Source organism: Vibrio sp. 10N.222.54.A3, assembly GCF_041474095.1.
Taxonomy (GTDB): Bacteria; Pseudomonadota; Gammaproteobacteria; order Enterobacterales; family Vibrionaceae; genus Vibrio; species Vibrio crassostreae_C.
In genome coordinates, this window is record NZ_JBFRTN010000017.1 from 72,865 (window position 1) to 96,042 (window position 23,178).

Sequence of the window (23,178 nt, forward strand, 5' to 3'; positions counted from 1 at the left end):
ACTACCCAACTGGATAAAGGAATGCTAAAATATTGACGTATATCAAATAGTGAAAGATTGTTATGATTTCTGAAAAGCCTGTGACGAAACGTGTTCAGTCTGGTGGCTGTGCGATCCATTGCCAGGATTGTAGTATTAGCCAGCTCTGTATTCCGTTTACTTTGAATGAATCTGAACTCGATCAACTTGATCAGATCATTGAGAGAAAAAAGCCTATTCAAAAAGGCCAAGAGTTATTTAAAGCCGGTGACGAGCTTAAATCTCTATATGCTATTCGCTCTGGAACGATCAAGAGCTACACGATTACCGAGCAAGGTGATGAGCAGATTACTGCATTCCACCTAGCGGGCGATCTTGTTGGCTTCGATGCGATTACTGGTGACCAACACCCTAGTTTCGCACAAGCGCTAGAAACTTCTATGGTATGTGAAATCCCATATGAGATTCTTGATGACCTATCAGGAAAAATGCCTAAATTGCGTCAGCAAATTATGCGCCTGATGAGTAACGAGATTAAAGGTGACCAAGAAATGATTCTGCTTCTTTCTAAGAAGAACGCGGAAGAGCGCCTTGCTGCATTCCTTTACAACCTTTCTACTCGCTTCTCTCAACGTGGCTTCAGCCCGCGTGAGTTCCGCCTAACGATGACTCGTGGTGATATTGGTAACTACCTTGGTTTGACTGTTGAAACAATCAGCCGTCTTCTAGGTCGTTTCCAAAAAGCAGACATCTTGAGCGTTAAAGGCAAATATATCACTATCGAAGATCACGATGCGTTGATGGAACTTGCTGGCGTTTCAAAAGAATAGTCTAGATATCAATGATGTAGTTCAATAATGAGCTACATCATGTTTCTCTCTTAAAACCTCTTATATTTCTCTTAATCTCTCCATAACTACGCTACATTATTTATATGTTCGGTCTGAAAAGTAGGCTTAGTTATGAGTATCTATAACAAAATTTTAGTTGTCGCAGACATTAATCACGATGAGCAGCCTGCTCTATTTCGTGCTATCCAACTTGCTAAGAAAAGCACCTCAACAAGCCACATCACTTTCTTTTTGTCGATATACGACTTCTCGTATGAAATGACATCTATGCTCTCTATCGATGAAAGAGACGCAATGCGCAAAGGCGTAATTCATCAACGCGAAATTTGGATGAATAAAGTCGCAGAACCTTACCTAGATGATTCTATTGAATTTAATGTACAAGTGGTTTGGCACAACCGCCCATACGAAGCGATCATTGCCGAGGTTTACAGTGGTGAGCACGACATCTTAATCAAAGGCACGCGTAAGCACGATACCTTGGAATCTGTCATCTTTACTCCAACCGATTGGCATTTATTGAGAAAGTGCCCTAGCCCAGTGCTATTGGTTAAAAACGATTTCTGGCCAGATCACGCGAAGATTTTTGCTTCAGTTCATGTAGGTTCTGAAACAGAAGCTCATTTAGAGCTTAACGATACGATGGTCGACAGATTGCTAGAGATCACCGGTCGTTTGGATGCGGAACCGTTCTTGGTGAATGCCTACCCTGTGACACCTGCGAATATTACCATTGAACTGCCAGAGTTTGATCCAACGTCTTATACCGATGCGGTTCGTGGCCATCACTTAACGGCAATGAAAGCATTGCGCCAGAAGCACGGTATGTGTGAAGAACAAACTGTGGTTGAACAAGGCTTGCCAGAAGATGTTATTCCTCGCGTCGCTTCTGAAAATAACGCTGCGATGGTGATTCTGGGTACAACGGGTCGTACTGGCTTGTCTGCCGTGTTTATTGGTAATACCGCGGAACATGTTATCGATAAGATTAACTGTGATGTGTTGGCTCTTAAACCGTCTGGTTACGTCAGCCCACTAGACCCTAACCTTTCGAAAGGTTAGGTCAGGGATAGTTTAACTTATAAAAAAACGCCTCAAGCATTGCTTGAGGCGTTTTTGTTTGTCTGTTGTAGGCGCATCTATTGCTCTACAACGATTATTCTTATTATACGTTCGTTACGTCGATGAACATTGACTCATCGATGTTAGAAGATGAAATTTCAGCTTCTTCGAATTCGTATGCTTTGCGGTCTTCACTACGGTCCAGTGGAAGGTTCACGAAGTCAAACAGCTCGCGGTCAGCCAGTTGGCTTGGACTTACGTTCTGGATTGACTTGAAGATCTTCTCAACACGACCTGGCGTTTTCTTATCCCAATCAATTAGCATCGCTTTAATGTTCTGACGCTGTAGATTCTCTTGAGAGCCACATAGGTTACAAGGAATGATTGGGAACTCTTTATGTTCTGCGTATTTGATTAGGTCCGTTTCACGACAGTAAGTCAGTGGACGAATAACAACGTTACGACCATCATCTGAACGAAGCTTTGGTGGCATAGCCTTTAAGCGCGCACCGTGGAACATGTTTAGGAACATGGTCTCAACGATGTCGTCTAGGTGGTGACCCAGAGCGATCTTAGTTGCACCAATCTTCTCTGCGAATGAGTACAAAGTACCACGACGAAGACGAGAACATAGGCCACACGTTGTTTTACCTTCTGGCACTTTCTCTTTAACCACTGAATACGTGTCTTTATCTACGATGTAGTAAGGAATGTTCAGCGTTTCAAAGTACTCAGGAAGAATGTGTTCAGGGAACCCAGGTTGTTTTTGATCTAGGTTTACTGCCACAACATCAAATTTGATCGGTGCTGCTTCACGTAAACGTAGCAAAATATCTAACATCGCAAATGAATCTTTACCGCCACTAATACATGCCATTACTACGTCATTCTCTTCGATCATGTTGTAGTCGATGATGGCATTTCCAACATTTCTTCTCAGACGTTTCTGAAGTTTGTTGAATTCAAGTGTTTCTTTTCTATTATCGTTTTGGTTCATTGCGACTCTCACACCGTCGTATTACCGACTGTAGATTGCTAGTGGGACTGTTTTAGGGCGTGGATTATACGGATTTTTATTTAATGTTGAAATAGTAACGGCAGGATAAACAAGCTGAGTAATAGAAAGATTCTGCTTTTATTGTTCGATAAGCTCCCTAGCTGGTAGAGAAACGCGGTTTCACATGCTCTCGGTTGGTATCGCAGATAAAGAAAAGCAGCCTGATCTAATTCGATGAGGCTGCTTTAAGATATGTCGTAAAAGCTTAGGGGAATGATTCCGCTAAGCTTTTACTTCACTAACAATGATTCCGTTAAAAACTATTGCGCGGGAATGTACGGTAATACGCGAACTGTTGGTTCTGGTAACGTGATGCTGTCACTTCCATGAAGTTCTTCTAAGGTGAATTTCGCTCGCCCTTCTTTGATTGGTAGTTGCTTACCATTTGAAAGCTCGATGTTGCCTTCCAGCTTATTAGCGAACTCTAGCGTTAACCCTTGGATATCTGGCGTGAACCAACCAGAGAACATGCCGCTGACGTCTTCAAGCATCGCCTGCATCTGTGGCAATAGATTTTCTATCTGTGTAACTTCAACAGTTCCAACTAAAGGCTCTTGAGTCATCACGACCAAAGAATACGCACATTCTTGTTCTTGAGTTTGTACAAAGATAAGAGGGTTTGCTGAACGAAGGTTTTGATCTACCGGTAGAAGCAGTTCATTGGCTGGAGAGACTTTTAGCTCTTCGTAGTGCTCTTCTTTTTCCATCCAAGCTTTGCTGATGTGACAGGTTTGCTGAGCTTGTTGATCAACAAAGAAGACCGCAACTTTGACATCATCATGCCCTTCTTTGGTGTTGTTTTTCAGCTGAGTATAAAGCTTAGAATACGTGAACATGTATTCTTGCGCTGTAGCAGGAAGAGAAACCCCAAGGCTTAATGAGGCTAATAAAGCGAGTGCTGTCTTTTTCATTATTATAATCTTGTCGAAGTTGAGCGTTTATAAATAGAAAGAGCAGCCAATGAGCTGCTCTTTTTGTGATATTACTTGGTATAAGCCGACTATCGAAGGCAACCAAGTTGGTATCAAAATGAGTTACTTTTTCCAGTATACCTCGTTGTGACGGATCATAGCTTGTAAATCAGTCACATAGTCGGAACCTCGCTCAGAATATTTTAACAAGCCATTGGTGAGCTCTGTCGCCGTTGCGGTTGTTAAAAGATCATCACCTTGGGCAGCAAGTTTTGCACGAATCGCTCTTAGATCGGCGTAAGCACGATTACGATTAAGGTTCATGAAGTAACGATGTACGGATTCTTGGCTTGAAGAGAATGTGGCGACTTCATGCGAGCTACCTTCGTTACGTTGTAGCGGAACAAGGCCACAACCTTTGGTATAACACCAATGTCCAAAATAGTTGTTCGCTTTGGTGGCGAAACGCGATGTTCCCCAAGCCGACTCATTCGCAGCTTGTGTCAGTACAAGTGCCTCTGGCAGCACATTCACGCGGTTAAGCATCTCTGTCAGCCATACTTGATCTAAACCTTCACTAGGTACAGGCAAGCTGTATAACTTCCCTAACCTTTTCGCATAAGACGCGTCTTCAGAATCAATACTGCTTAAACCGGACTCAGAGAGCTTAGTTAAAAACGCGCGTTCTTTGGTGATACGTTTGTTTTCGATATTGATACTTGGACGTAGGAACGAAAAGAACGTGTCCTTTTTCTCATTCACATCTTCGATGGCCGCAAAGTTCGGTGTGCTCGAAGAAACCGTCAAGTCACCAAACTGGTCAGTTGAGTTGGAGCTCTGCTCTGTCGTTCGTCGACGTTCTTCTTCTTGGTAAATATAAGGACCAATCATTGAAATAGAGCCAACAAGAGCCAGTGCCGTCACTTTAAGCGCAAGTGATTTGCTTGTGCTTGCCTGTGTGTCTTTATGCATCGAACACCTGTGGGTTTTTGTTATTGTCGTCGTTATTGCTATCGTTGTTATCGTCATCGCTCTTTGGACGATCTGAAGCAATCAGTTTCAACTTGATGCCAAACATTTCACGGTAAAGAATCCCTTTCACGTGGAAGAAGAAAGGTAAAACGAAGATAAGGCCAATGCCGTACATCATTGCCGCGACGATGAACATCAGCATTACTAATAGGTAGATAGAAGCAACGGTGAAGATTTTTTTGTTGACAGCACGCAGAGAAAGCAGCAGCGATTGCATTGGCGGCACTTTCTTATCACAAATCAGCAGAATCGAATGGCTGAACGCCAGTGAGAAGTAGATAGACAAGAACGGCAGAATCATACCTGCGATGCCTTGAAGCATTAGGCTAAACAAAGTCACTAGAATAACCGGAACCGTAAACTGCAAACCTTTACCGATGTGGCGTACTTTGGTTTGTAGGCCAGCGGCGTGACTCATTGCCATTAAACAGATACCCGCATAGATAGGCGCACTGATCACTTCATAGCTAAAGTTCGCGATAAAAATCGATTCAACGATTTGTGGCGTAAACGACTCTGGGTCGATAACTGCATCTAAGATAACCGCGGGATCACCAAGCTGTAGTTTTAGTGCGATATAAAAGATAGCGAGTTGCACAAACATCAAAGCAATAATCGCTGGGGAAAACGAAAGAAAGTGACTTATCGTATGTTTCCAAGCTTCTTGGAATACAGCCGTTGCTTTGAGCTCATAATCGCCAGAAAGTGCACGGTTGATACTACCGCCCAAATTAAAATCTTTTTCGATGTCGTTGTTCATATTGATACCTAGGTGTGCCGATTAAGCGAAGCCACCTAACTTATTGATAAAAAATTACCTTCATTATACTCATATGTCGGATACAAACTAAAATATGAATCTGTAACAAGGCTTGCTTTTGCGTCTTGATGGTTAATAATTAGACACTTGTTAGGGTGTAAACCCAGTAAATAACAGTATGGTAAAGGATGTTTACTTTTACCTGCGAAATTTTTTATCTTCGAAAGGTAAAAAATGCTTTGAATTCACGTTTTTGGTGATTATGATGCGCGCCTTAAAGGTGTATAGCAACAGGTCTCAAATAGAACCAAGGTGGAGAAAAACAGACGTTGAACGCTAAAAAATCAGTAGGAAAGCCAGTAGTACAGCTAACTGGCATCAGTAAAAGTTTCGATGGTAAGGAAGTCATCGGCAATCTGGATTTAAACGTAAATCATGGTGAGTTTCTCACGATTTTAGGCCCATCAGGTTGTGGTAAAACAACCGTGCTAAGAATGATTGCGGGTTTTGAAACGGCAGATAGTGGTCAAATACTATTAGCTGAACAAAACGTAACCCAAGTTCCTGCTGAACAAAGGCATGTAAACACTGTATTCCAAAGCTATGCCCTATTCCCGCATATGACCGTTTTCGACAATGTGGCATTTGGCTTACGCATGCAGAAAGTTCCAAACAGCGAGATTGAACCTCGTGTAATGGATGCTTTGAAAATGGTGCGCCTAGAACAAATGGCACAACGAAAGCCACACCAGCTATCTGGTGGCCAACAGCAACGTATCGCAATCGCTCGTGCTGTCGTTAATAAGCCTAAAGTTCTTTTGTTGGATGAATCTCTATCTGCTCTGGATTACAAACTACGTAAACAGATGCAAATCGAGCTGAAACAATTACAACGCCAACTTGGTATCACGTTCATTTTTGTAACGCATGACCAAGAAGAGGCGCTGTCTATGTCTGACCGTATTATTGTTATGCGTGATGGCGTGATTGAACAAGACGGAACACCAAGAGAGATCTACGAAGAGCCTAAGAACCTATTTGTAGCGCGTTTCATTGGTGAAATTAACGTATTCGAAGCGACAGCGAAATCTCGTCAAGATGAAAAACGCATTGTTGCGACAATCGAAGGTGAAGAGTCCATTATCTATCACGATAAAGACGTCACACCGGGTCAAAAACTGCAAGTATTGCTTCGCCCTGAAGATCTTCGTATCGAAGAAATTAAAGAGTCTGAGCAACGCGGTATTGTTGGCCATATTGTCGAGCGAACCTATAAAGGCATGACATTAGATTCAGTCGTAGAACTTGAATCTGGTATGCGTGTCATGGTTAGCGAATTCTTCAACGAAGATGACCCTGATGTTGATCACTCACTGGGCCAAAAAGTTGCAGTAACTTGGGTTGAGAGCTGGGAAGTGGTATTAGAAGATGAGCAAGAAGTTTAATTTACAAAACGCAATTGTTGCTTTAATCACAGGTTGGTTAGTGCTGTTCGTGATGATTCCAAACATCATGATTATCGGTACTAGCTTCTTAACTCGTGATGAAGCGAACTTGATCGAGATGACCTTCACTCTCGATAACTACGTGCGTTTGGCTGACCCGCTGTATTTTAAAGTGTTGATGCACTCTTTCTATATGGCAATTGTCGCAACCCTACTTTGTTTGATTATTGGTTACCCGTTCGCTTACATCGTGGCAAAAATGCCTGCGAAGTGGCGTCCAATCATGTTGTTCCTAGTGATAGTGCCATTCTGGACTAACTCTTTGATTCGTACATACGGATTGAAAATTGTACTGGGTACGCAAGGTGTCTTGAACAAAAGCTTGTTAGCGCTCGATATCATTGATAAACCGCTACGTATCATGTACTCAGAAACCGCAGTAATGATCGGTTTAGTGTACATCCTACTTCCGTTTATGATTCTGCCGCTGTATTCAGCGATTGAAAAACTGGACGATACGTACTTAGAAGCGGCTAAAGATTTAGGTGCGAACAAACTGCAAACGCTATTGAAAGTTGTACTGCCCCTAACAATGCCGGGCATTATCGGCGGCTGTTTATTAGTACTACTGCCAGCGTTAGGTATGTTCTACATCTCTGACTTATTAGGCGGAGCTAAGAACCTATTGATTGGTAACGTGATTAAGAGCCAAGTGCTCAACGCTCGAGACTGGCCGTTTGGTGCAGCGACGAGTATCGCACTGACCATGGCAATGGCTGTGATGCTGTATGCCTACTACCGAGCAGGTAAGCTATTGAATAAGAAAGTGGAGCTAGACTAATGGGGCGCACAGTTAAGTTCAGCTTTATGGCGCTGGTATACGCCTTTCTATACCTACCTATTATCGTATTGATTGCTAACTCGTTTAATGCCAATAAGTTTGGTATGAAATGGGGTGGCTTCACGACTAAATGGTATGACGCGCTTATTAACAACGACAGCCTAATGCAGGCTGCGTGGCACTCGATCAATGTAGCGGTGTTCTCAGCAACAGCCGCAACGATTGTCGGTAGCCTTACAGCAGTAGCCCTATTCCGTTACCAATTTAAAGGTAAAGGCATCGTAAATGGCATGCTGTTCATCGTAATGATGTCTCCAGATATCGTAATGGCGATTTCGCTTCTTGCGCTATTCTTGGTAATGGGTGTTCAACTTGGGTTCTTTACCCTACTTGCTGCTCACATTACCTTCTGTCTACCGTTTGTTGTAGTAACGGTATACAGTCGCTTGAATGGCTTTGATGTGAAGATGCTAGAAGCAGCAAAAGACTTAGGTGCAAGTGAATGGACGATTCTAAAACAGATCATTCTGCCTCTTGCTAAGCCAGCGGTTGCTGCGGGTTGGTTATTGAGCTTCACTCTGTCTTTGGACGATGTAATCATTAGCTCTTTCGTAACCGGCCCAACGTATGAAATCTTACCACTGAAGATTTACTCAATGGTTAAAGTGGGTATCTCTCCTGAGGTAAACGCCCTAGCAACAGTGATGTTAGTGGTGTCGTTAATACTGGTGATCATTTCTCAGTCATTAGCGAGAGAAAAAATCAAGTAAGTCTCCTACTCTATATAGAGACTGGCTTGATTAAGAAGTTAAGAGACTTCAAGTTCAAAAAAAGTGTTAATCATAAACAGAATGGTAAATTGCCATTCTGTTTTTCTATCTACTGCCTTCGGGCAACGTTTAGTTTGGAGCTAACGTCAATGAAAAAATGGGCTACTCTATTAGCTGGTAGTGCATGTGCGCTTTCAATGTTATCTGCACCATCATTTGCAAAAGATAACAAAGAATTGGTATTCATGAATTGGGGACCTTACATCAACAGTGAGATTCTAGAACAGTTCACTGATGAAACTGGTATCAAGGTGATCTACTCGACTTACGAGTCGAACGAAACCCTGTACGCAAAGCTAAAAACACACAACAAAGGCTATGACCTAGTTGTGCCGTCGACTTACTTCGTATCTAAGATGCGTGACGAAGGTATGCTACAAAAGATCGACAAAACTAAGCTGAACAACTTCAAGAATCTAGATACTAACTATCTAGATAAGCCGTACGACCCAAGCAACGACTACTCTATTCCACACGTAGTTGCGATCACAGGTCTTGCTGTTAACACTGACATGTACGATCCAGAAGATTTCCAAAGCTGGGCTGATCTATGGAAGCCAGAGCTTGAAGGTCAACTGATGATGATGGACGACACTCGTGAAGTGTTCCACATCGCACTGCGTAAGTTAGGTTACTCTGGTAACACAACCAACGAAAAAGAGATCGACGAAGCGTACGCTGAGCTACAAAAGCTTATGCCAAACGTTCTAGTATTTAACTCAGACAACCCAGGCGCGCCTTACATGTCTGGTGAAGTGGGTCTTGGTATGCTGTGGAACGGTTCTGCTGCTGCAGCGCAAAACGAAGGTCTACCAATCAAACTGGTTTTCCCTAAAGAAGGCGGTATCGGTTGGGTTGATAACTTTGCGATTAGCTCTGGTGCGGTAAACGTAGAAGCAGCTCATAAGATGATTGATTTCCTACTTCGCCCTGAAATTGCTGAGCAAATTTCTCGTGACACAGGCTACCTAACGGCCGTTAAAGCGTCTAACGAGAAGTTCAAAGATAGCCCTGCGCTATTCCCATCGCAAGAAGACCTTGCTCGTGTTGAATGGCAAGCTGCGGTTGGCGATAAGACAGTGAAGTACGAAGATTACTTCATGAAACTTAAAGCAGGTCAGTAATTTAGCTTATTATCTAACTGTGGCTAAGTAACCAGTTTACTTAACAGGTCAACGTAGATAATCAATAAGTTAAAAATAAGAATATCAATGAATAGGCAGCTTAGGCTGCCTATTTTATTATATCGCTGCTATAATATAGCGCGATTTTTCGAAATCCTTTACCTTGGGTTCACTACCCAGCTCCAAATCAAACAAATGAACGGAACAGTAATGAAAAAAACACTGTATACCGGCGCATTGTGTGCTGCTACTTTACTTTCTACACCCTCTTTCGCAGCTGACCAAGAACTGTATTTTTACAACTGGTCTGAATATATTCCAAATGAAGTACTAGAAGACTTCACAGAAGAGACGGGCATTAAAGTCTACTACTCAACTTATGAGTCTAACGAAAGCATGTACGCTAAGTTAAAAACTCAAGGTACGGGTTACGACTTAGTGGTTCCTTCTACTTACTTCGTTTCTAAGATGCGTAAAGAAGGCATGCTTCAAGAGCTTGATAAAACCAAGTTAAGCCACTTTGCAGATTTGGATCCAAATTACTTAGATAAGCCATTTGACCCAAATAACAACTACTCAATCCCATACATCTGGGGTGCGACGGGTATTGGTATCAACTCAGACATGCTAGACAAGTCTTCAGTTAAAAACTGGGGCGATCTGTGGGATACGCAGTGGGAAGGTCAACTGATGATGATGGATGACTCTCGTGAGGTTTTCCATATCGCTCTATCTAAACTGGGCTACTCTCCAAACACGACTAACCCTGAAGAAATCAAAGAAGCCTACGAAGAACTTCGTAAGCTAATGCCAAACGTATTGGTATTTAACTCAGATTTCCCAGCGAACCCTTACCTAGCAGGTGAAGTGTCTCTTGGTATGCTTTGGAATGGTTCTGCTTACATGGCACGCCAAGAAGGCGCAACGATTGACATTATCTGGCCAGAAAAAGGCGCTATCTTCTGGATGGACAGCCTAGCAATTCCAGCAGGCGCTAAGAACACTGAAGCGGCTCATAAGATGATCGACTTCCTTCTTCGCCCAGAGAACGCTGCGAAAATTGCTCTAGAGATCGGTTACCCGACACCAGTTAAAACCGCTTACCCTCTTCTTCCTAAAGAATTTGCTGAAGACAAGAACGTTTTCCCACCACAATCAGTGATGGATAACGGTGTGTGGCAAGATGAAGTTGGTGAAGCGAGCGTTATTTATGACGAGTACTTCCAAAAACTTAAAGTAAACAACTAAGTTATTGTTAGTTAAGAAGTTAAGTAAATAAAGCGGCGTAAGCCGCTTTATTTTTTCAGATTCAGAAACTGATGTGTGTTATTAAAGACAAGGCTTAGGCCGTTAAAGAACCTTTCTCTGTACATAATAACTCGCCAACCAGTTTAGGCACCTCGATACTCGCCTTGCCGTAGCGCTTCTCTTCAAATTCACTTTCAACCGCACTTGGTTCGAGGTTTATCTCGATAGTATGTGCACCATGCATTTTCGCATCGTGAACAAAGCCTGCCGCTGGATAAACAACACCTGAAGTTCCGATAGAGATAAACAGATCCGCTTCTTCCAGTGCGGAATAAATGTCGCCCATTCTTAGTGGCATTTCGCCAAACCAAACAATATGTGGACGCATTTGTGCAGGGATTTGGCAGCAATGACAAAGTTCACCCGTTTCAATATCGCCTTTGTGCTCTACAACTTGATTGGATTCACTGCAACGCGCTTTTAAAAGTTCACCATGCATGTGAATAATGTTGTTGCTACCGCCTCTCTCGTGCAAATTGTCGATGTTTTGAGTAATGATGGTAACTTTGCCATCAAGCTTGTCTTCTAGCTCTCCTAGCGCCTTGTGGGCTGAATTGGGCTGAATGCTCTCACTTTGCAGGCCGTGACGACGCTTGTTATAGAAGGCTTGTACCAAGTCAGGATCTTTTGCGAACCCTTCAGGCGTCGCTACATCTTCGATTTTGTGGTTTTCCCATAGCCCGTCTTGTGCTCGGAATGTTTGTATCCCCGACTCTGCAGAGATGCCAGCGCCAGTAAGAATTACGATATTTCGATATGGGAAATGCATATAACGTCCTTTTAGATATGTCACTTTGTAACAGCTTAGCACTGTTCAAATTCCAACAATAGTTTTGGGGATTAGACCATAGTCTTAGGCAACTGAATTCATTGGCTATTTGTGACATAACTCGCTTGATAGTTGTGGTTGTTGTTACTCAAATTCTCTGTTTTGCTATCCATAGAAACAAAAAAGCGACCGAAGCCGCTTAGTTCTGTTCAACAGTTGTCTACTTGATGTGCTTTACCCCACCAAGTGAACAACGTTAGTCTTCGTTGATAGAAGAGATCTTATGGATAGAAAGATCCGCACCGTTGAATTCATCTTCTTCACTTAAGCGTAGGCCTGTTAGTTTGCTCAACACACCGTATACGATTAACGCGCCGACGAAAGCAACAGCAACACCTGCGACTGTACCAATCAACTGAGAAGCAAAGCTCACGCCGCCTAGACCCCAGAAAGCTTGTTGGCCGAAGATACCAGCAGCAACGCCACCCCAGGCACCACATACGCCGTGTAGAGGCCATACACCCAGTACATCATCGATCTGTGTTTTGTTTTGCATATAAGTAAATAGGTAAACAAACAGCGCACCTGCCACACCGCCCGTCACCAAAGCGCCAAGTGGGTGCATCAAATCTGAGCCCGCACAGATAGCGACGAGACCAGCCAAAGGACCATTGTGGATGAAGCCCGGGTCATTTTTACCTGCAATTAGAGCCGCAAGAATACCGCCAACCATGGCCATGAGTGAGTTCATTGCCACTAGGCCGCTGATGCCGTTGATTGCTTGAGCTGACATCACGTTAAAGCCAAACCAACCGACACATAAGATCCAAGAGCCTAGTGCTAAGAATGGGATATTCGATGGCGCGAAGTTGGTGTGTTTGCCTGCACGGATTCGACCTTTACGCATCCCTAAGAAGTAAACCGCAACCAAAGCAATCCAACCACCTACGCCGTGAACCACTACAGAGCCTGCGAAGTCATGGAACCCATAACCAAACTGGCCTTCTAGCCAATCTTGGAATCCAAAGTTGCCGTTCCAAATGATGCCTTCAAAAAATGGATAGATGAAACCAACCGTAAACAGTGTCGCAATCAAAATTGGGTAGAAACGTGCACGCTCTGCGATACCACCTGAAACGATCGCTGGGATTGCCGCAGCGAATGTCATTAGGAAGAAGAACTTAACCAGTTCATATCCGTTGCCTTGCGAAAGTGTTTCTGCGTCTGCAAAAAAGTGTGCACCGTAAGCAACCCAGTAACCGATAAAGAAGTAAGCAATGGCGGACACACCAAAATCCGACAGGATCTTAACGAGCGCGTTTACTTGGTTCTTCTTTCGAACGGTACCGACTTCTAGAAAAGCAAAGCCAGCGTGCATCAAGAAAACCATGATGGCACCGAGTAATAGGAATAAAGTATCTGAACTTTGGGTAAGGGTTTGTACTGCACTATGAACTTGAGTCACCGTTTCACTCATTAAAGCATTCTCCTTCGCTTTATCTGATTTGCACTGATATCGTGCGATTCAATGTTGTAATTAATTAAAGACTCAACAGTGAACGCAAGATGCGTTCCAAGTGTGAAGGGTAATTTTCGTGCAACAGGTTTTACTTTTAAATTATTGATTAATAGCGCATAAATTTATTAGTGCACTTTCTTGGTTCTTAATAAGCGTAAAAATTGAAACAAGAATTGCACCAATTAAGGGAGTTGCACCATATTGAAGCGGTCAATACCATGCTTCATTCAGTTTTGTTGCTGATTAGAAACAAAAAGCCCAATGACCGAAATCATTGGGCTTTCAAAAGGACTATTGTGCTAGATAATTCGCACCTAGTAAGTCTATGCTCGACTACAAGTTTGGACCTGTTGTCGGGTTTTGCGGTAGGTTTTGACTTAAACGCTGCATACCTTGATACATACGAATAAACCAAACCACAATCGCAACACCACCAAACAACATGCCTACATACGGGATGTAGTAAGCGATGTCATCGATAATGTGGTTTTGATACCAGTAATCGTTAACACCGATCAACACGCCATTAGAGGTCGCTACTGTCACGATAAGTACAACAAAGAACGTCAAGTTCAAGAAGAACGAGCGAATCAGGCCGTAGTAATGGGTATCCACTACTTCGCCGTCTTCGCCTTTATCTAAACGATAGCCCGCGTAGATGATGGCAACCACACCAGAGAGAAGACAAGTAAATGGCGTAAAGCAGCTTAGTATGTAAGCGACCCAAATACCTTTATGAGGTTTGTTCATTCTTATTCACCCCTTCCGTTTTCTCTGTTGCTGCGTTAGCGCTTTGTTCAACGCCGTTTTTCTCTTGTTCCATCACTTCTTTGTACCAAAGATCATGGTGCTCTTTAGCCCAAGTTTCATCAACTTCGCCTGTTACCATGCCTTCTAGTGCCCCTTCCATACCGAACAAGCCGATGTAGATGTGGAACACAAAGCCACAGATAAGGATCAAAGCAGCCAACATGTGGACTAGGTTTGAAAGCTCCATATCACGACGTGTTTGACCGAAGATTGGGAAGTCTAAAACCAAGCCACTGATCGCAGCCACACTACCCATTACAATCAATAGCCAGAACAGCGCTTTCTCACCCGCGTTCGAAAACTCTGCAGATGGATGAGAACCTTTATGTTTCCCGACCATACCACCTAGTTTCATGAACCACTGGATATCGACCATCTTGAAGATAGACTTACGCCACCACTTGATAAGAACAGCCATCAACAGCACATAGAAAATTGGGCCGATGTAGTTATGGTATTGCTTAGCCAGTAGAACGATGAAGCCCCATAGATCCGTTGGGATATAAGGTTTCAAGAAGTGCTTACCGTAAACCAACATCAAACCACTGAACGCCAGTGTTAAGAAGGTAAACGCCATACTCCAGTGCAAGGCACGATCTAGTCGCGACCAACGTTTTATCTTACGACCCGTTCTTGGCGCGCTTAGCATTAGCGGGCCAATCACAACGTACATCAAAGTCACGAAAGCAATACTGCCAAAGATAGCGACGGCACCGGCTGGTGACATCCACTTCTCTTTCAATATGTACCACGTTTGACCCGGAGTACTGATCAACACACCGTGCTCAGCAGATTGAGATGTGGTGTAACCTTCTTCACCGTTTCTTACTTGTCGCCAAAAATCAGCGCCAGCAAGTTGTGTGATTTCTCGTTGAGCAGAGCTCGATTGAGTTTGTGATGAGTTCGTCTCAGATGCATGACTCATAGGAGAAAGCATTGTTAGTGCTGCCAACATTGGCAGCACAACAAGGAAGAGACGCTTAAACATTGTAAGCATATGTCTCTCCTACTTAGCTCTTAGTCGCATCGTAAGAAAGGTCATTGCCGTCTGTCCAACCTGCACCTTTCGCACCACGCTCAACAACACGCTGACGGAAAACATCAGAAACTTTCTCCGCGTCACCCGCTAGCAGTGCCTTAGTTGAACAAAGCGAAGCACACATTGGCAGTTTGCCTTCAGCGATACGGTTCGCACCGTATTTTTGACGCTCTTCAACAGAACCTGGCTCTGTTTCTGGGCCGCCAGCACAGAAGGTACACTTGTCCATCTTACCGCGCTCACCAAACGCTTCCTGTTTAGGGAATTGAGGTGCGCCAAACGGACAAGCAAACAAGCAGTAACCACAACCGATACACAGATCTTTATTGTGAAGTACGATGCCGTCTTCTGTATGTTCAAAACAGTCTGCAGGACAAACGGCCATACATGGCGCATCAGTACAGTGCATACACGCTACTGAGATTGAGTTTTCACCTGGTTCGCCATCGTTCAGTGTTACAACGCGACGACGTTGAATACCCCATTCCAGAGCATCATCATTTTCATTCTTACATGCAGTGACACAACCGTTACATTCGATACAACGCTTGGTGTCACAAAGAAATTTCATTCTAGCCATTTTAAGACTCCTTACGCTTTACGAATATTACAAAGGGTTACTTTCGTTTCCTGCATCAACGTGACAGGGTCGTAACCATATGTGGTTGCTGTGTTAGCAGCTTCACCAATAACGTAAGGATCAGTGCCTTCTGGATACTTAGAACGCAAATCTTCGCCTTGGAACTTACCACCGAAGTGGAATGGGATGAACGCCAGACCCGGTTTCACACGACGAGTTACCATCGCTTTCACCTTAATTCGGCCCTTCTCAGCACCTTCAACCCAAACGTCATCGCCATCTTTAAAGCCAATGTCGTTTGCGTCTTTCGGGTTCACTTCAACAAACATCTCTTGTTGAAGCTCTGCTAGCCAAGGGTTAGAACGAGTCTCTTCACCACCACCTTCGTACTCAACCAGACGACCAGAAGTAAGAATAATCGGGTATTCACCAGACTTGTCTTGCTCTTGAATCGACTTGTAAAGCGTAGGAACACGGAAGATAGCTTCTTTGTCGTCCCACGTTGGGTAATCAGCAACTAGGTCGCGACGTGGCGTGTAAAGTGGCTCACGGTGCAGTGGTACACGGTCTGGGAATGTCCAAACAATCGCACGCGCTTTCGCGTTACCAAAAGGAATACAACCGTGTTTGATAGCCACGCGTTGAATGCCGCCAGAAACGTCAGTCTTCCAGTTTTTACCTTCAGCAGAGGCTTTCTCTTCTGCTGTTAGGTCATCCCACCACCCCAGTTGTTTCAGTAGTTTGTCACTGAACTCTGGGTAGCCATCTTTGATTTCGCTGCCTTTTGAGTAGCTGTCTTCAGCCAATAGGCTTTGACCTTCAAACTCGACACCGAAACGAGTACGGAAGTTACCACCACCTTCAGCGACAGGTTTAGACGTATCGTAAAGGATATGTGTACCTGGGTGTTTCATCTCTGGGTTGCCCCAACATGGCCAAGGAAGACCGTAAGTCTCGCCATTCGCTGGACCGCCTTCTGCAGCAAGCGTGGTTTTGTGGAACGTGTGCCAGTTTTGTTGGTGCTCTTTCAAACGTTCTGGGCTTTGACCTGTGTAACCGATCGTCCACATACCTTTGTTGAATTCACGTGTGATGTCTTCAATCAATGGTTGGTTGTTCTCAACACGGATGTTTTTGAACAGCTGCTCAGAGAAACCAAGCTTCTTAGAAAGAAGGTACATGATTTCGTGGTCAGGCTTAGATTCGAACAGAGGATCAACAACCTTGTCACGCCACTGTAGAGAACGGTTTGATGCCGTTACACTGCCGTAGGTTTCAAACTGAGTAGTCGCTGGAAGCAAGTAAACGCCGTCAGTACGATCGTTCATTACTGCTGCAACTGTTGGGTATGGGTCAACGATAACCATCATATCCAGCTTCTGCATCGCCTTCTTCATCTCTGGACCACGAGTCTGAGAGTTCACCGCGTGACCCCAGTAGAACATGGCACGGATGTTTTCGCGCTGACGAATCTTGTCTTTGTCTTCAAGTACGCCATCAACCCAACGAGAGACAGGAATACCTGCACTGTTCATTGGTTTTTGACCGCCGTATGCGTTGTCGTCGAAACGACCTTTAATCCAGTCAAAGTCTACGTCCCAAACTTTCGACCAGTGGCGCCAAGAACCTTCAGACAAGCCGTAGTAACCTGGAAGCGTGTCTGACAGTACGCCAAGGTCAGTTGCGCCTTGTACGTTATCGTGACCACGGAAAATGTTTGCACCGCCGCCTGATTTACCGATGTTACCTAGCGCAAGCTCAAGTACACAGTAAGCTCGTGTGTTGTTGTTACCTGTCGTGTGCTGAGTACCACCCATACACCAAACGATACAACCTGGACGGTTTTCAGAAAGCAGTTTAGCTGTTTGGTAAACGTCTTCTTCGCTTACGCCTGTTACACGTTCAACTTCAGCTGGGCTCCACTTCGCGACTTCTTCACGGATCTCGTCCATGCCGAATACACGTTGGCGGATGAATTCTTGGTCTTCCCATTTGTTAGCAAAGACATGCCATAGCACACCCCAAATAAACGCAACGTCAGAGCCTGGGCGAAGTGATACATAGTGATCAGATTTCGCAGCAGTACGCGTACGACGAGGATCCGCAACAACGATCTTACAATTGTTCTTCTCTTTCGCGATTAAGATGTGTTGCATCGCTACTGGGTGAGCTTCTGCAGGGTTCGAACCAATGAACAGCATCGACTTACAGTTGTGCATGTCATTGAACGAGTTTGTCATTGCACCGTAACCCCAAGTGTTTGCAACACCGGCTACTGTGGTTGAGTGACAAATACGCGCTTGGTGGTCAACGTTGTTGGTACCCCAAAGCGACGCCATCTTACGGAATGCGTAAGCTTGTTCGTTACTGTGTTTCGCACTACCTAGGAAGTAAACCGAATCAGGGCCTGACTCTTTACGAAGTTCTAGCGCTTTGTTACCGATCTCTTCAATCGCTTGTTCCCAAGAAAGCTTCTTCCACTTACCGCCTTCCAATTTCATTGGGTACTTAAGACGACGTTCACCGTGGCCGTGCTCACGAAGTGCTGCACCTTTCGCACAGTGTCCACCAGCGTTGAATGGGTGATCGAATGCAGGCTCTTGACCTGTCCATACGCCATTTTGAACTTCAGCGTAGATACCACAACCCACAGAACAGTGAGAACAGATAGTACGTTTCACTTCTGTTTTCGCTTCTGGATCGACTGATTTAGCCTGTGCTTTCTTCATCATACCTGGTGCAAATAGACTTGCGCCTACCACTGCGCCACCAGCAGCTAATGAAGTGTTTTTCATGAAGGCACGTCGAGACACACCTAGCTGATTGGTTTCTTTGCTCACACTATCGGAGCGTTTGACAAGTTTCATCCGTTATCTCCTAAAGTGTGTCGTAGTAATCGCGAATGTGTTGCGTCTCACGATACCCTGTCTTCTTCACGTCTTCTTTCGAAATTTCAACAGTTTCTGAAGCGGTTGCCACTTTAGTTGTACCAGCGACAACGGCACCAGCAACGGCTGCAGTCGTCAAGCCTTTGAGTAGATCCCTACGGCTTGTATTTATATCTTTATTATCTTTCATCATTGCTTCCTTACCTTACGGTAGATCTTTTTTTGGAGGCTTAATGCCCCTCTATCGATATAATCGCGTACTGCTCGATTACTCGTAATCAGTGACGTTTTTCACATCAATCTTTAATTTGTGCTTACTGCTTTTTGTATTCACGCTAAAACGCACTTGTTCTAACGTTAAGAATGCTTCACACAGTTGAGCGGCCGATTTGTAGAAGTTCGCGCTTTCTGCCCCTTCAAGCTGACGCGTGAAAGAGTTAAACCAAGGGCCAAGGTGCTTATTGAATACCGCCTGTTGCAGTGCTTCTTCTTCAGCCGTTAGCATCGCCATCACTTCACACAGTGCTGCGATATGATCTTCCGGCTCTTTCACTTGATCGTCACGCTCAATGCCTAAAAGCTCTAAGTCATGACGAATCTCTGCCAATGGTTTTTCCATCATGGCGCCAGTTCTATGCCAAGAACCAAATGGAACAATCTCTCCACGGCCAATGCCAATGAACAGGTCTTGATATTCGTCTTCTAATGCTTCGCGATTTGATTCCGTTGCCGCTTGTTGAATGGCAATCCAAGCTTTTTGCATTGCGCTCTCAGACGCTTCAATGTCTAGCGTCTTTAGGAAATCAATCACCTCTTCAGAAGGTGCGCTACGAAACAAAGCAGAAAGAACCAAATAGATTTCAGTTCTTAGTGTCTGTTCTTGATCTAAATTCGTTTCCAATGCCAACTCCTAGTATTTCAGTTGTTTCAATGGGTCTTGAGCCATCGAATCAAACATATCTATCACACGGCAGTCTTCACACATCGCAATACGGTTGATTGCTGATTCGTCTGAAAAATGAGAGTGACCGCGTAACTTATTTTGTAACATGTCAATCATAGACTGCGGTGCGAATGGCTTATGACAACGAATACATTCCGCTGCTTTCTCTTCATGAATCACAACAGCCTTTTGACGTTCTTCTTTCACCCAGTTCATACGAGGCGTTAGAGTCAGAACATTTTCAGGACACGCTTTTTCACACAGACCACATTGAATACAGTCTTGTTCTACAAACTTAAGTGATGGAGACGCGCCATCGGTATGAAGAGCACGTGTAGGACAAACCGCCACACAACTCATACACAAAGTACAATCTTTGCTTTCACATGAAACCGTGCCATATGGCGCATTCGAAGGAAGCTCAACAATGTTTTCAACAGGAATTCGAGATGAAGACATAGCATCAAGTGCTGTGAACAGGCGTTGACGTTTATTGCCTTGAAGATCACCAAGTGCAAGATCGAATGAATCAACGCAAAGTGTTGGAGGACCTTCACGTAGAGATTCTAAATACAGGATATCGATGGTTTCTTTTGGAACACCGATTTGGTCTAGTAACTCTTGAGCGATCCCTACTTCGTTATTCAGAACACGAATGATGGTTTCTGGCATAAAACGAGAAGCAGCAAACAGAACTTGAGTTGCGCCATTCACTAGCGCTGCAAACCAAGTATCGATACCAATAGAAGGCAGTTCTTCAACTACGATTGGAATTACGTTATCTGGCAGTGCTTTTAGCGCCATCACATTGTAAGTCTCATGACGAGAGCTACAGATAAGTATGATTGGATCCAGACCGCCCGCTTGCTCATAGTTAGCTAGCGTACGTTCAATGAATTTTTGAGTATCGTCAGGGTTAGGCAAAGCGTAAGAGATAGCTTCTGTCGGACAGCTCGTTGCACAAGTACCCACGCCTTGACATAGGTAAGGGTTAATCTCGATCTTATGACCCGTCTTATCTGAGCCTTCACTTGAAAGTGCGCCAGCAGGACAAGCATCAACACAACGCTCACAACCTTTAACACCACGAGAACTGTGTGCACATAGGTCTGTGTCCAAACGGAAGAACTTAGGCTTATCAAACGTGCCCATTAACGTAGGAATTTCTTCTAACGCTTCAGCCAGTTTTGGATAACCACGACCTACTGGGTAATAACCAGGAACAGGCACTTCTTCAGTCATGCAGCTATTCAGACATAAGTCCAAAACCACATCAAAACAGTCATGATTGATTGCTACTTTTGCAAGGTTATTGGTTCGGCCTTTGTTTTCGATTAGAACTTCGAACGTACCAAGGAACCCTGAAACCTGAACAGCATTTGCGTAGTAAAGCTCTGACTCAGTATTCGTTGCCTTCACACCATCTGTCGAAAGCAGTGTTAGGCTTGTTAACTGAGGTAATTGCGCCGCAGCACTTTCAATGATCGCAGTTGGACCAATAACAAGTGTATTACCGCCGCTTTCGTAGCTAACAGTAGGTGGAATCAGATTTGTTAACTCAACTGTATTTTCAAATGCATACAGTCTTGCTTTAGCGTTATTTGAATTTGCTTGTTCTAATAATTGTTTAAGCATTGCTCAGTTCCATCTTTGGACATGGATAATCTGTTCAACCTTTATTGTAGTAAGCGAGAGAGAACTTGCTGAGTAATCCGTTAACAACTAACCCTTTAGCCAGTGTGTCGTTCGTCAGACCGTGAACTCATCTATCTACAAAAAAGTTGATAATGAACGTTATTTTGCAAATGCCATGCCAATTTAATATGCCTTATATTTCAGTGATTTAATCCTATATAACGTTTATTGTGCGTATAAAAAAACCGCTTGGGACATTTTGTCGCAAGCGGTTCATTGAGTGTTTAGTCAAAATGTACCTATTCTTTGTGTGGTATATTTTGTCCCACCTCTTTCAGGTCTGCTTCGTCTGACATTGTAGCGTTATTATCCGATACTGTTTTTTTATACAGTTCTTTTTCTTGTTCGGTTATTTCGGCACTTTCTGACGTTTCAAGTTTATTATCAGATACCTCAAGATCGCTTTCAGAATTTTCTAAAACTTCACCTTCGTCTTTATTATCAATGATTTGCTCTTCTTCTGGCGCAGTTTCTTCTTCCGTTTTGTCTTTAACCCAATCACGCAAGGTTTCCGCAACCCCTTCAGAAAGAGACTTCAAATTACTGTAATCGTCGTCGTAATCATCTAAACCATCACGAACGTTGAATTCTTCTGAGAGGAATAATTTACGCAATGCCGCTTTTTTTACGCTTTCTGAAGCTTCTGACACCAATAATTGAGCAACAGACAAGTCTTCAGTCGTTTCTGATGCTATCTCCTGAGAGTCAATAGTTTGAGAATCGACAGCGTGTTCTGGAGACTCTTTTTCCAAAGTTCCACGTTCTAGTGACTCCGATGTTTCTGCGTCTATAGATGAAGCAGCAGACGAAGCCTCAGTGGAAGTAAGCTCAGTTTCCTCAAGCGTTTGTTGCGCTTCTAAAGGTTGGTCGGTTGATTCATCAAGCTTTCGTTGAGACCAACGGCTAAAAAAGTTAGTTGCCATTTGATCGACCCGCGCCTTTACGTTTCTTACGTCTTGCTTCTAATAATTCACCATGACGACCGATAAAGGCTTCCATCCACGCTTGTACAGGTAAAGGCATGTCGTATGACAATACTTGGTTATCTCCGTCCATGTATTGGCCTGCGACTGTTTGTGATGCTGTCAGTAATTGAATAATAGGTTTACCGGAGTCAACATTATCCATAACTAAGAATAGCTTAGGTTGCTGAGAGCTTAGATTGAAGCGGTAGTCGGTACGTTCGTCTTTGTGTAACTGAAGCAAACATACGTCTGGGGTTTCATGTTCAGGTGATAATTCAAAACCGATGAGTTCCCATTGAGTTGTTACCCAAATGCCAGTTTTGATCTCTTTCTCTATTCTTTGGACACCTATTGGCCAAGCTGATTCTGTTTTTTCGTAGTGTTCTTGGAATTCTTTTATCTCAGACATACTGCACCCAATTGATTTTCTTTATTCTGATCGTACGTAGGACATTTTGTACTTCGCATAATCATATACCCTCTACAAAGCAATAAACACGCCAATACATTTTAAGTCCTGCTCCGTCTTTAGTGCGTTTGTCGTAAAGTTACCCCTATAACGTTAGTCGATCGCGCTGGTTTGAGACAGTTAGTCTCGGTGAACTCTCATATTTTGCGCTATTTTAATCGAATGCTTCATGTTTTCTCGAATAGCCGCTATTTTGGAATGAGAATTGCTAAATGCTTGAGTTAAAGCTAAGACTGACTAAGTGACAGAGAACGCATGTATTCTAAAGAGTCGTATGATGACTCTTGCCTAACTTCTTCTC

Annotated in this window: 22 protein-coding genes; 7 read left to right on the forward strand and 15 right to left on the reverse strand. The window is 43.8% G+C overall.

What is annotated here, in order from left to right; all coding sequences use genetic code 11:
* Positions 1–62 precede the first annotated feature (62 nt).
* Together AB4507_RS04975 and uspE are read left to right on the forward strand one after the other, a co-directional pair.
* Positions 63–809 (forward strand): FNR family transcription factor, encoded by a 747-nt coding sequence (locus AB4507_RS04975; RefSeq protein ID WP_017059637.1) that lies wholly within the window; start codon positions 63–65, stop codon positions 807–809.
* Positions 810–941: 132 nt separating this feature from the next.
* Entirely contained in the window at positions 942–1,892 is a 951-nt protein-coding gene (uspE, locus tag AB4507_RS04980; protein ID WP_017066876.1) for a universal stress protein UspE, read from the forward strand.
* A gap of 103 nt (positions 1,893–1,995) precedes the next feature.
* Here uspE and ttcA read toward each other — a convergent pair whose 3' ends face one another.
* The 4 genes from ttcA to AB4507_RS05000 form a co-directional block, all read right to left on the reverse strand.
* The gene (gene ttcA / locus AB4507_RS04985) at positions 1,996–2,889 is read right to left on the reverse strand and encodes a tRNA 2-thiocytidine(32) synthetase TtcA (RefSeq protein WP_017059635.1); all 894 of its coding nucleotides are present in this window, start codon (positions 2,887–2,889) and stop codon (positions 1,996–1,998) included.
* 320 nt (positions 2,890–3,209) lie between these two features.
* Positions 3,210–3,860 carry a DUF2987 domain-containing protein gene (locus AB4507_RS04990; RefSeq protein ID WP_136974288.1) on the reverse strand — a complete coding sequence of 217 codons (651 nt, stop codon included), beginning with the start codon at positions 3,858–3,860 and terminating at the stop codon, positions 3,210–3,212.
* A 123-nt stretch (positions 3,861–3,983) separates the two neighbouring features.
* A complete protein-coding gene (locus tag AB4507_RS04995; protein ID WP_372098691.1) occupies positions 3,984–4,832 on the reverse strand; it encodes a glucosaminidase domain-containing protein in 849 nt (282 codons plus the stop codon).
* Positions 4,825–5,652: a hypothetical protein gene (locus AB4507_RS05000; RefSeq protein WP_017059632.1), complete on the reverse strand. Its 828-nt coding sequence runs from the start codon at positions 5,650–5,652 to the stop codon at positions 4,825–4,827. The genes AB4507_RS04995 and AB4507_RS05000 overlap by 8 nt, the downstream gene beginning before the upstream one ends.
* A 329-nt stretch (positions 5,653–5,981) precedes the next feature.
* On the opposite strand from AB4507_RS05000, the gene potA reads away from it, so the two are divergent.
* The 5 genes from potA (at position 5,982) to AB4507_RS05025 (ending at position 11,140) form a co-directional block, all read left to right on the forward strand.
* Positions 5,982–7,097 carry a spermidine/putrescine ABC transporter ATP-binding protein PotA gene (potA, locus tag AB4507_RS05005; protein WP_017059631.1) on the forward strand — a complete coding sequence of 372 codons (1,116 nt, stop codon included), beginning with the start codon at positions 5,982–5,984 and terminating at the stop codon, positions 7,095–7,097.
* On the forward strand, positions 7,081–7,938 hold the full coding sequence (potB, locus tag AB4507_RS05010; protein WP_017059630.1) for a spermidine/putrescine ABC transporter permease PotB: 858 nt from the start codon (positions 7,081–7,083) through the stop codon (positions 7,936–7,938). Before potA ends, potB begins: the two co-directional genes overlap by 17 nt.
* The gene (gene potC / locus AB4507_RS05015; protein WP_017059629.1) at positions 7,938–8,708 is read left to right on the forward strand and encodes a spermidine/putrescine ABC transporter permease PotC; all 771 of its coding nucleotides are present in this window, start codon (positions 7,938–7,940) and stop codon (positions 8,706–8,708) included. Before potB ends, potC begins: the two co-directional genes overlap by 1 nt.
* 149 nt (positions 8,709–8,857) lie before the next feature.
* Positions 8,858–9,892 (forward strand): extracellular solute-binding protein, encoded by a 1,035-nt coding sequence (locus AB4507_RS05020; RefSeq protein WP_372182326.1) that lies wholly within the window; start codon positions 8,858–8,860, stop codon positions 9,890–9,892.
* Positions 9,893–10,102: 210 nt separating this feature from the next.
* Positions 10,103–11,140: an extracellular solute-binding protein gene (locus AB4507_RS05025; RefSeq protein ID WP_017059627.1), complete on the forward strand. Its 1,038-nt coding sequence runs from the start codon at positions 10,103–10,105 to the stop codon at positions 11,138–11,140.
* Between the two features lie 94 nt (positions 11,141–11,234).
* Here the strand turns inward: AB4507_RS05025 and cobB are convergent, their stop codons facing one another.
* The 11 genes from cobB to AB4507_RS05080 all read right to left on the reverse strand — a co-directional run bounded on the left by cobB (position 11,235) and on the right by AB4507_RS05080 (position 22,817).
* Positions 11,235–11,969, reverse strand: coding sequence for a Sir2 family NAD+-dependent deacetylase (cobB, locus tag AB4507_RS05030; RefSeq protein WP_017063867.1), 735 nt, complete (start codon positions 11,967–11,969; stop codon positions 11,235–11,237).
* Between the two features lie 256 nt (positions 11,970–12,225).
* Positions 12,226–13,446: an ammonium transporter gene (locus AB4507_RS05035; RefSeq protein ID WP_102427718.1), complete on the reverse strand. Its 1,221-nt coding sequence runs from the start codon at positions 13,444–13,446 to the stop codon at positions 12,226–12,228.
* A 375-nt stretch (positions 13,447–13,821) separates the two neighbouring features.
* Positions 13,822–14,238, reverse strand: coding sequence for a hypothetical protein (locus AB4507_RS05040; RefSeq protein WP_017059624.1), 417 nt, complete (start codon positions 14,236–14,238; stop codon positions 13,822–13,824).
* Entirely contained in the window at positions 14,222–15,295 is a 1,074-nt protein-coding gene (locus AB4507_RS05045; protein ID WP_012603931.1) for a formate dehydrogenase subunit gamma, read from the reverse strand. Before AB4507_RS05045 ends, AB4507_RS05040 begins: the two co-directional genes overlap by 17 nt.
* 13 nt (positions 15,296–15,308) lie before the next feature.
* The gene (gene fdh3B, locus AB4507_RS05050; protein ID WP_004742271.1) at positions 15,309–15,917 is read right to left on the reverse strand and encodes a formate dehydrogenase FDH3 subunit beta; all 609 of its coding nucleotides are present in this window, start codon (positions 15,915–15,917) and stop codon (positions 15,309–15,311) included.
* Positions 15,918–15,928: 11 nt separating this feature from the next.
* On the reverse strand, positions 15,929–18,784 hold the full coding sequence (locus tag AB4507_RS05055) for a formate dehydrogenase subunit alpha (RefSeq protein WP_372182327.1): 2,856 nt from the start codon (positions 18,782–18,784) through the stop codon (positions 15,929–15,931).
* Positions 18,785–18,794: 10 nt separating this feature from the next.
* A complete protein-coding gene (locus AB4507_RS05060; protein ID WP_008217926.1) occupies positions 18,795–18,995 on the reverse strand; it encodes a twin-arginine translocation signal domain-containing protein in 201 nt (66 codons plus the stop codon).
* 78 nt (positions 18,996–19,073) lie between these two features.
* The gene (locus AB4507_RS05065; RefSeq protein ID WP_372182328.1) at positions 19,074–19,706 is read right to left on the reverse strand and encodes a molecular chaperone; all 633 of its coding nucleotides are present in this window, start codon (positions 19,704–19,706) and stop codon (positions 19,074–19,076) included.
* A gap of 9 nt (positions 19,707–19,715) precedes the next feature.
* The gene (locus tag AB4507_RS05070) at positions 19,716–21,383 is read right to left on the reverse strand and encodes a 4Fe-4S dicluster domain-containing protein (protein WP_372182329.1); all 1,668 of its coding nucleotides are present in this window, start codon (positions 21,381–21,383) and stop codon (positions 19,716–19,718) included.
* 299 nt (positions 21,384–21,682) lie between these two features.
* Positions 21,683–22,366: a DUF3306 domain-containing protein gene (locus tag AB4507_RS05075; RefSeq protein ID WP_229647976.1), complete on the reverse strand. Its 684-nt coding sequence runs from the start codon at positions 22,364–22,366 to the stop codon at positions 21,683–21,685.
* On the reverse strand, positions 22,356–22,817 hold the full coding sequence (locus tag AB4507_RS05080) for a DUF3305 domain-containing protein (RefSeq protein WP_061034050.1): 462 nt from the start codon (positions 22,815–22,817) through the stop codon (positions 22,356–22,358). Before AB4507_RS05080 ends, AB4507_RS05075 begins: the two co-directional genes overlap by 11 nt.
* Between the last annotated feature and the right edge of the window lie 361 nt (positions 22,818–23,178).

Excerpts from the sequence above, each read along its gene's own strand:
- AB4507_RS05060 (WP_008217926.1), bottom strand. The coding sequence starts at position 18,995 with ATGAAAGATAATAAAGATATAAATACAAGCCGTAGGGATCTACTCAAA.
- AB4507_RS05025 (WP_017059627.1), top strand. The coding sequence starts at position 10,103 with ATGAAAAAAACACTGTATACCGGCGCATTGTGTGCTGCTACTTTACTT.
- potB (WP_017059630.1), top strand. The coding sequence starts at position 7,081 with ATGAGCAAGAAGTTTAATTTACAAAACGCAATTGTTGCTTTAATCACA.
- uspE (WP_017066876.1), top strand. The coding sequence starts at position 942 with ATGAGTATCTATAACAAAATTTTAGTTGTCGCAGACATTAATCACGAT.
- AB4507_RS05020 (WP_372182326.1), top strand. The coding sequence starts at position 8,858 with ATGAAAAAATGGGCTACTCTATTAGCTGGTAGTGCATGTGCGCTTTCA.
- AB4507_RS04990 (WP_136974288.1), bottom strand. The coding sequence starts at position 3,860 with ATGAAAAAGACAGCACTCGCTTTATTAGCCTCATTAAGCCTTGGGGTT.
- AB4507_RS05045 (WP_012603931.1), bottom strand. The coding sequence starts at position 15,295 with ATGCTTACAATGTTTAAGCGTCTCTTCCTTGTTGTGCTGCCAATGTTG.
- AB4507_RS05000 (WP_017059632.1), bottom strand. The coding sequence starts at position 5,652 with ATGAACAACGACATCGAAAAAGATTTTAATTTGGGCGGTAGTATCAAC.
- fdh3B (WP_004742271.1), bottom strand. The coding sequence starts at position 15,917 with ATGGCTAGAATGAAATTTCTTTGTGACACCAAGCGTTGTATCGAATGT.
- potC (WP_017059629.1), top strand. The coding sequence starts at position 7,938 with ATGGGGCGCACAGTTAAGTTCAGCTTTATGGCGCTGGTATACGCCTTT.
- AB4507_RS04975 (WP_017059637.1), top strand. The coding sequence starts at position 63 with ATGATTTCTGAAAAGCCTGTGACGAAACGTGTTCAGTCTGGTGGCTGT.
- AB4507_RS05040 (WP_017059624.1), bottom strand. The coding sequence starts at position 14,238 with ATGAACAAACCTCATAAAGGTATTTGGGTCGCTTACATACTAAGCTGC.
- AB4507_RS05070 (WP_372182329.1), bottom strand. The coding sequence starts at position 21,383 with ATGCTTAAACAATTATTAGAACAAGCAAATTCAAATAACGCTAAAGCA.
- AB4507_RS05075 (WP_229647976.1), bottom strand. The coding sequence starts at position 22,366 with ATGGCAACTAACTTTTTTAGCCGTTGGTCTCAACGAAAGCTTGATGAA.
- ttcA (WP_017059635.1), bottom strand. The coding sequence starts at position 2,889 with ATGAACCAAAACGATAATAGAAAAGAAACACTTGAATTCAACAAACTT.
- AB4507_RS05055 (WP_372182327.1), bottom strand. The coding sequence starts at position 18,784 with ATGAAACTTGTCAAACGCTCCGATAGTGTGAGCAAAGAAACCAATCAG.
- AB4507_RS05035 (WP_102427718.1), bottom strand. The coding sequence starts at position 13,446 with ATGAGTGAAACGGTGACTCAAGTTCATAGTGCAGTACAAACCCTTACC.
- AB4507_RS05080 (WP_061034050.1), bottom strand. The coding sequence starts at position 22,817 with ATGTCTGAGATAAAAGAATTCCAAGAACACTACGAAAAAACAGAATCA.
- AB4507_RS04995 (WP_372098691.1), bottom strand. The coding sequence starts at position 4,832 with ATGCATAAAGACACACAGGCAAGCACAAGCAAATCACTTGCGCTTAAA.
- cobB (WP_017063867.1), bottom strand. The coding sequence starts at position 11,969 with ATGCATTTCCCATATCGAAATATCGTAATTCTTACTGGCGCTGGCATC.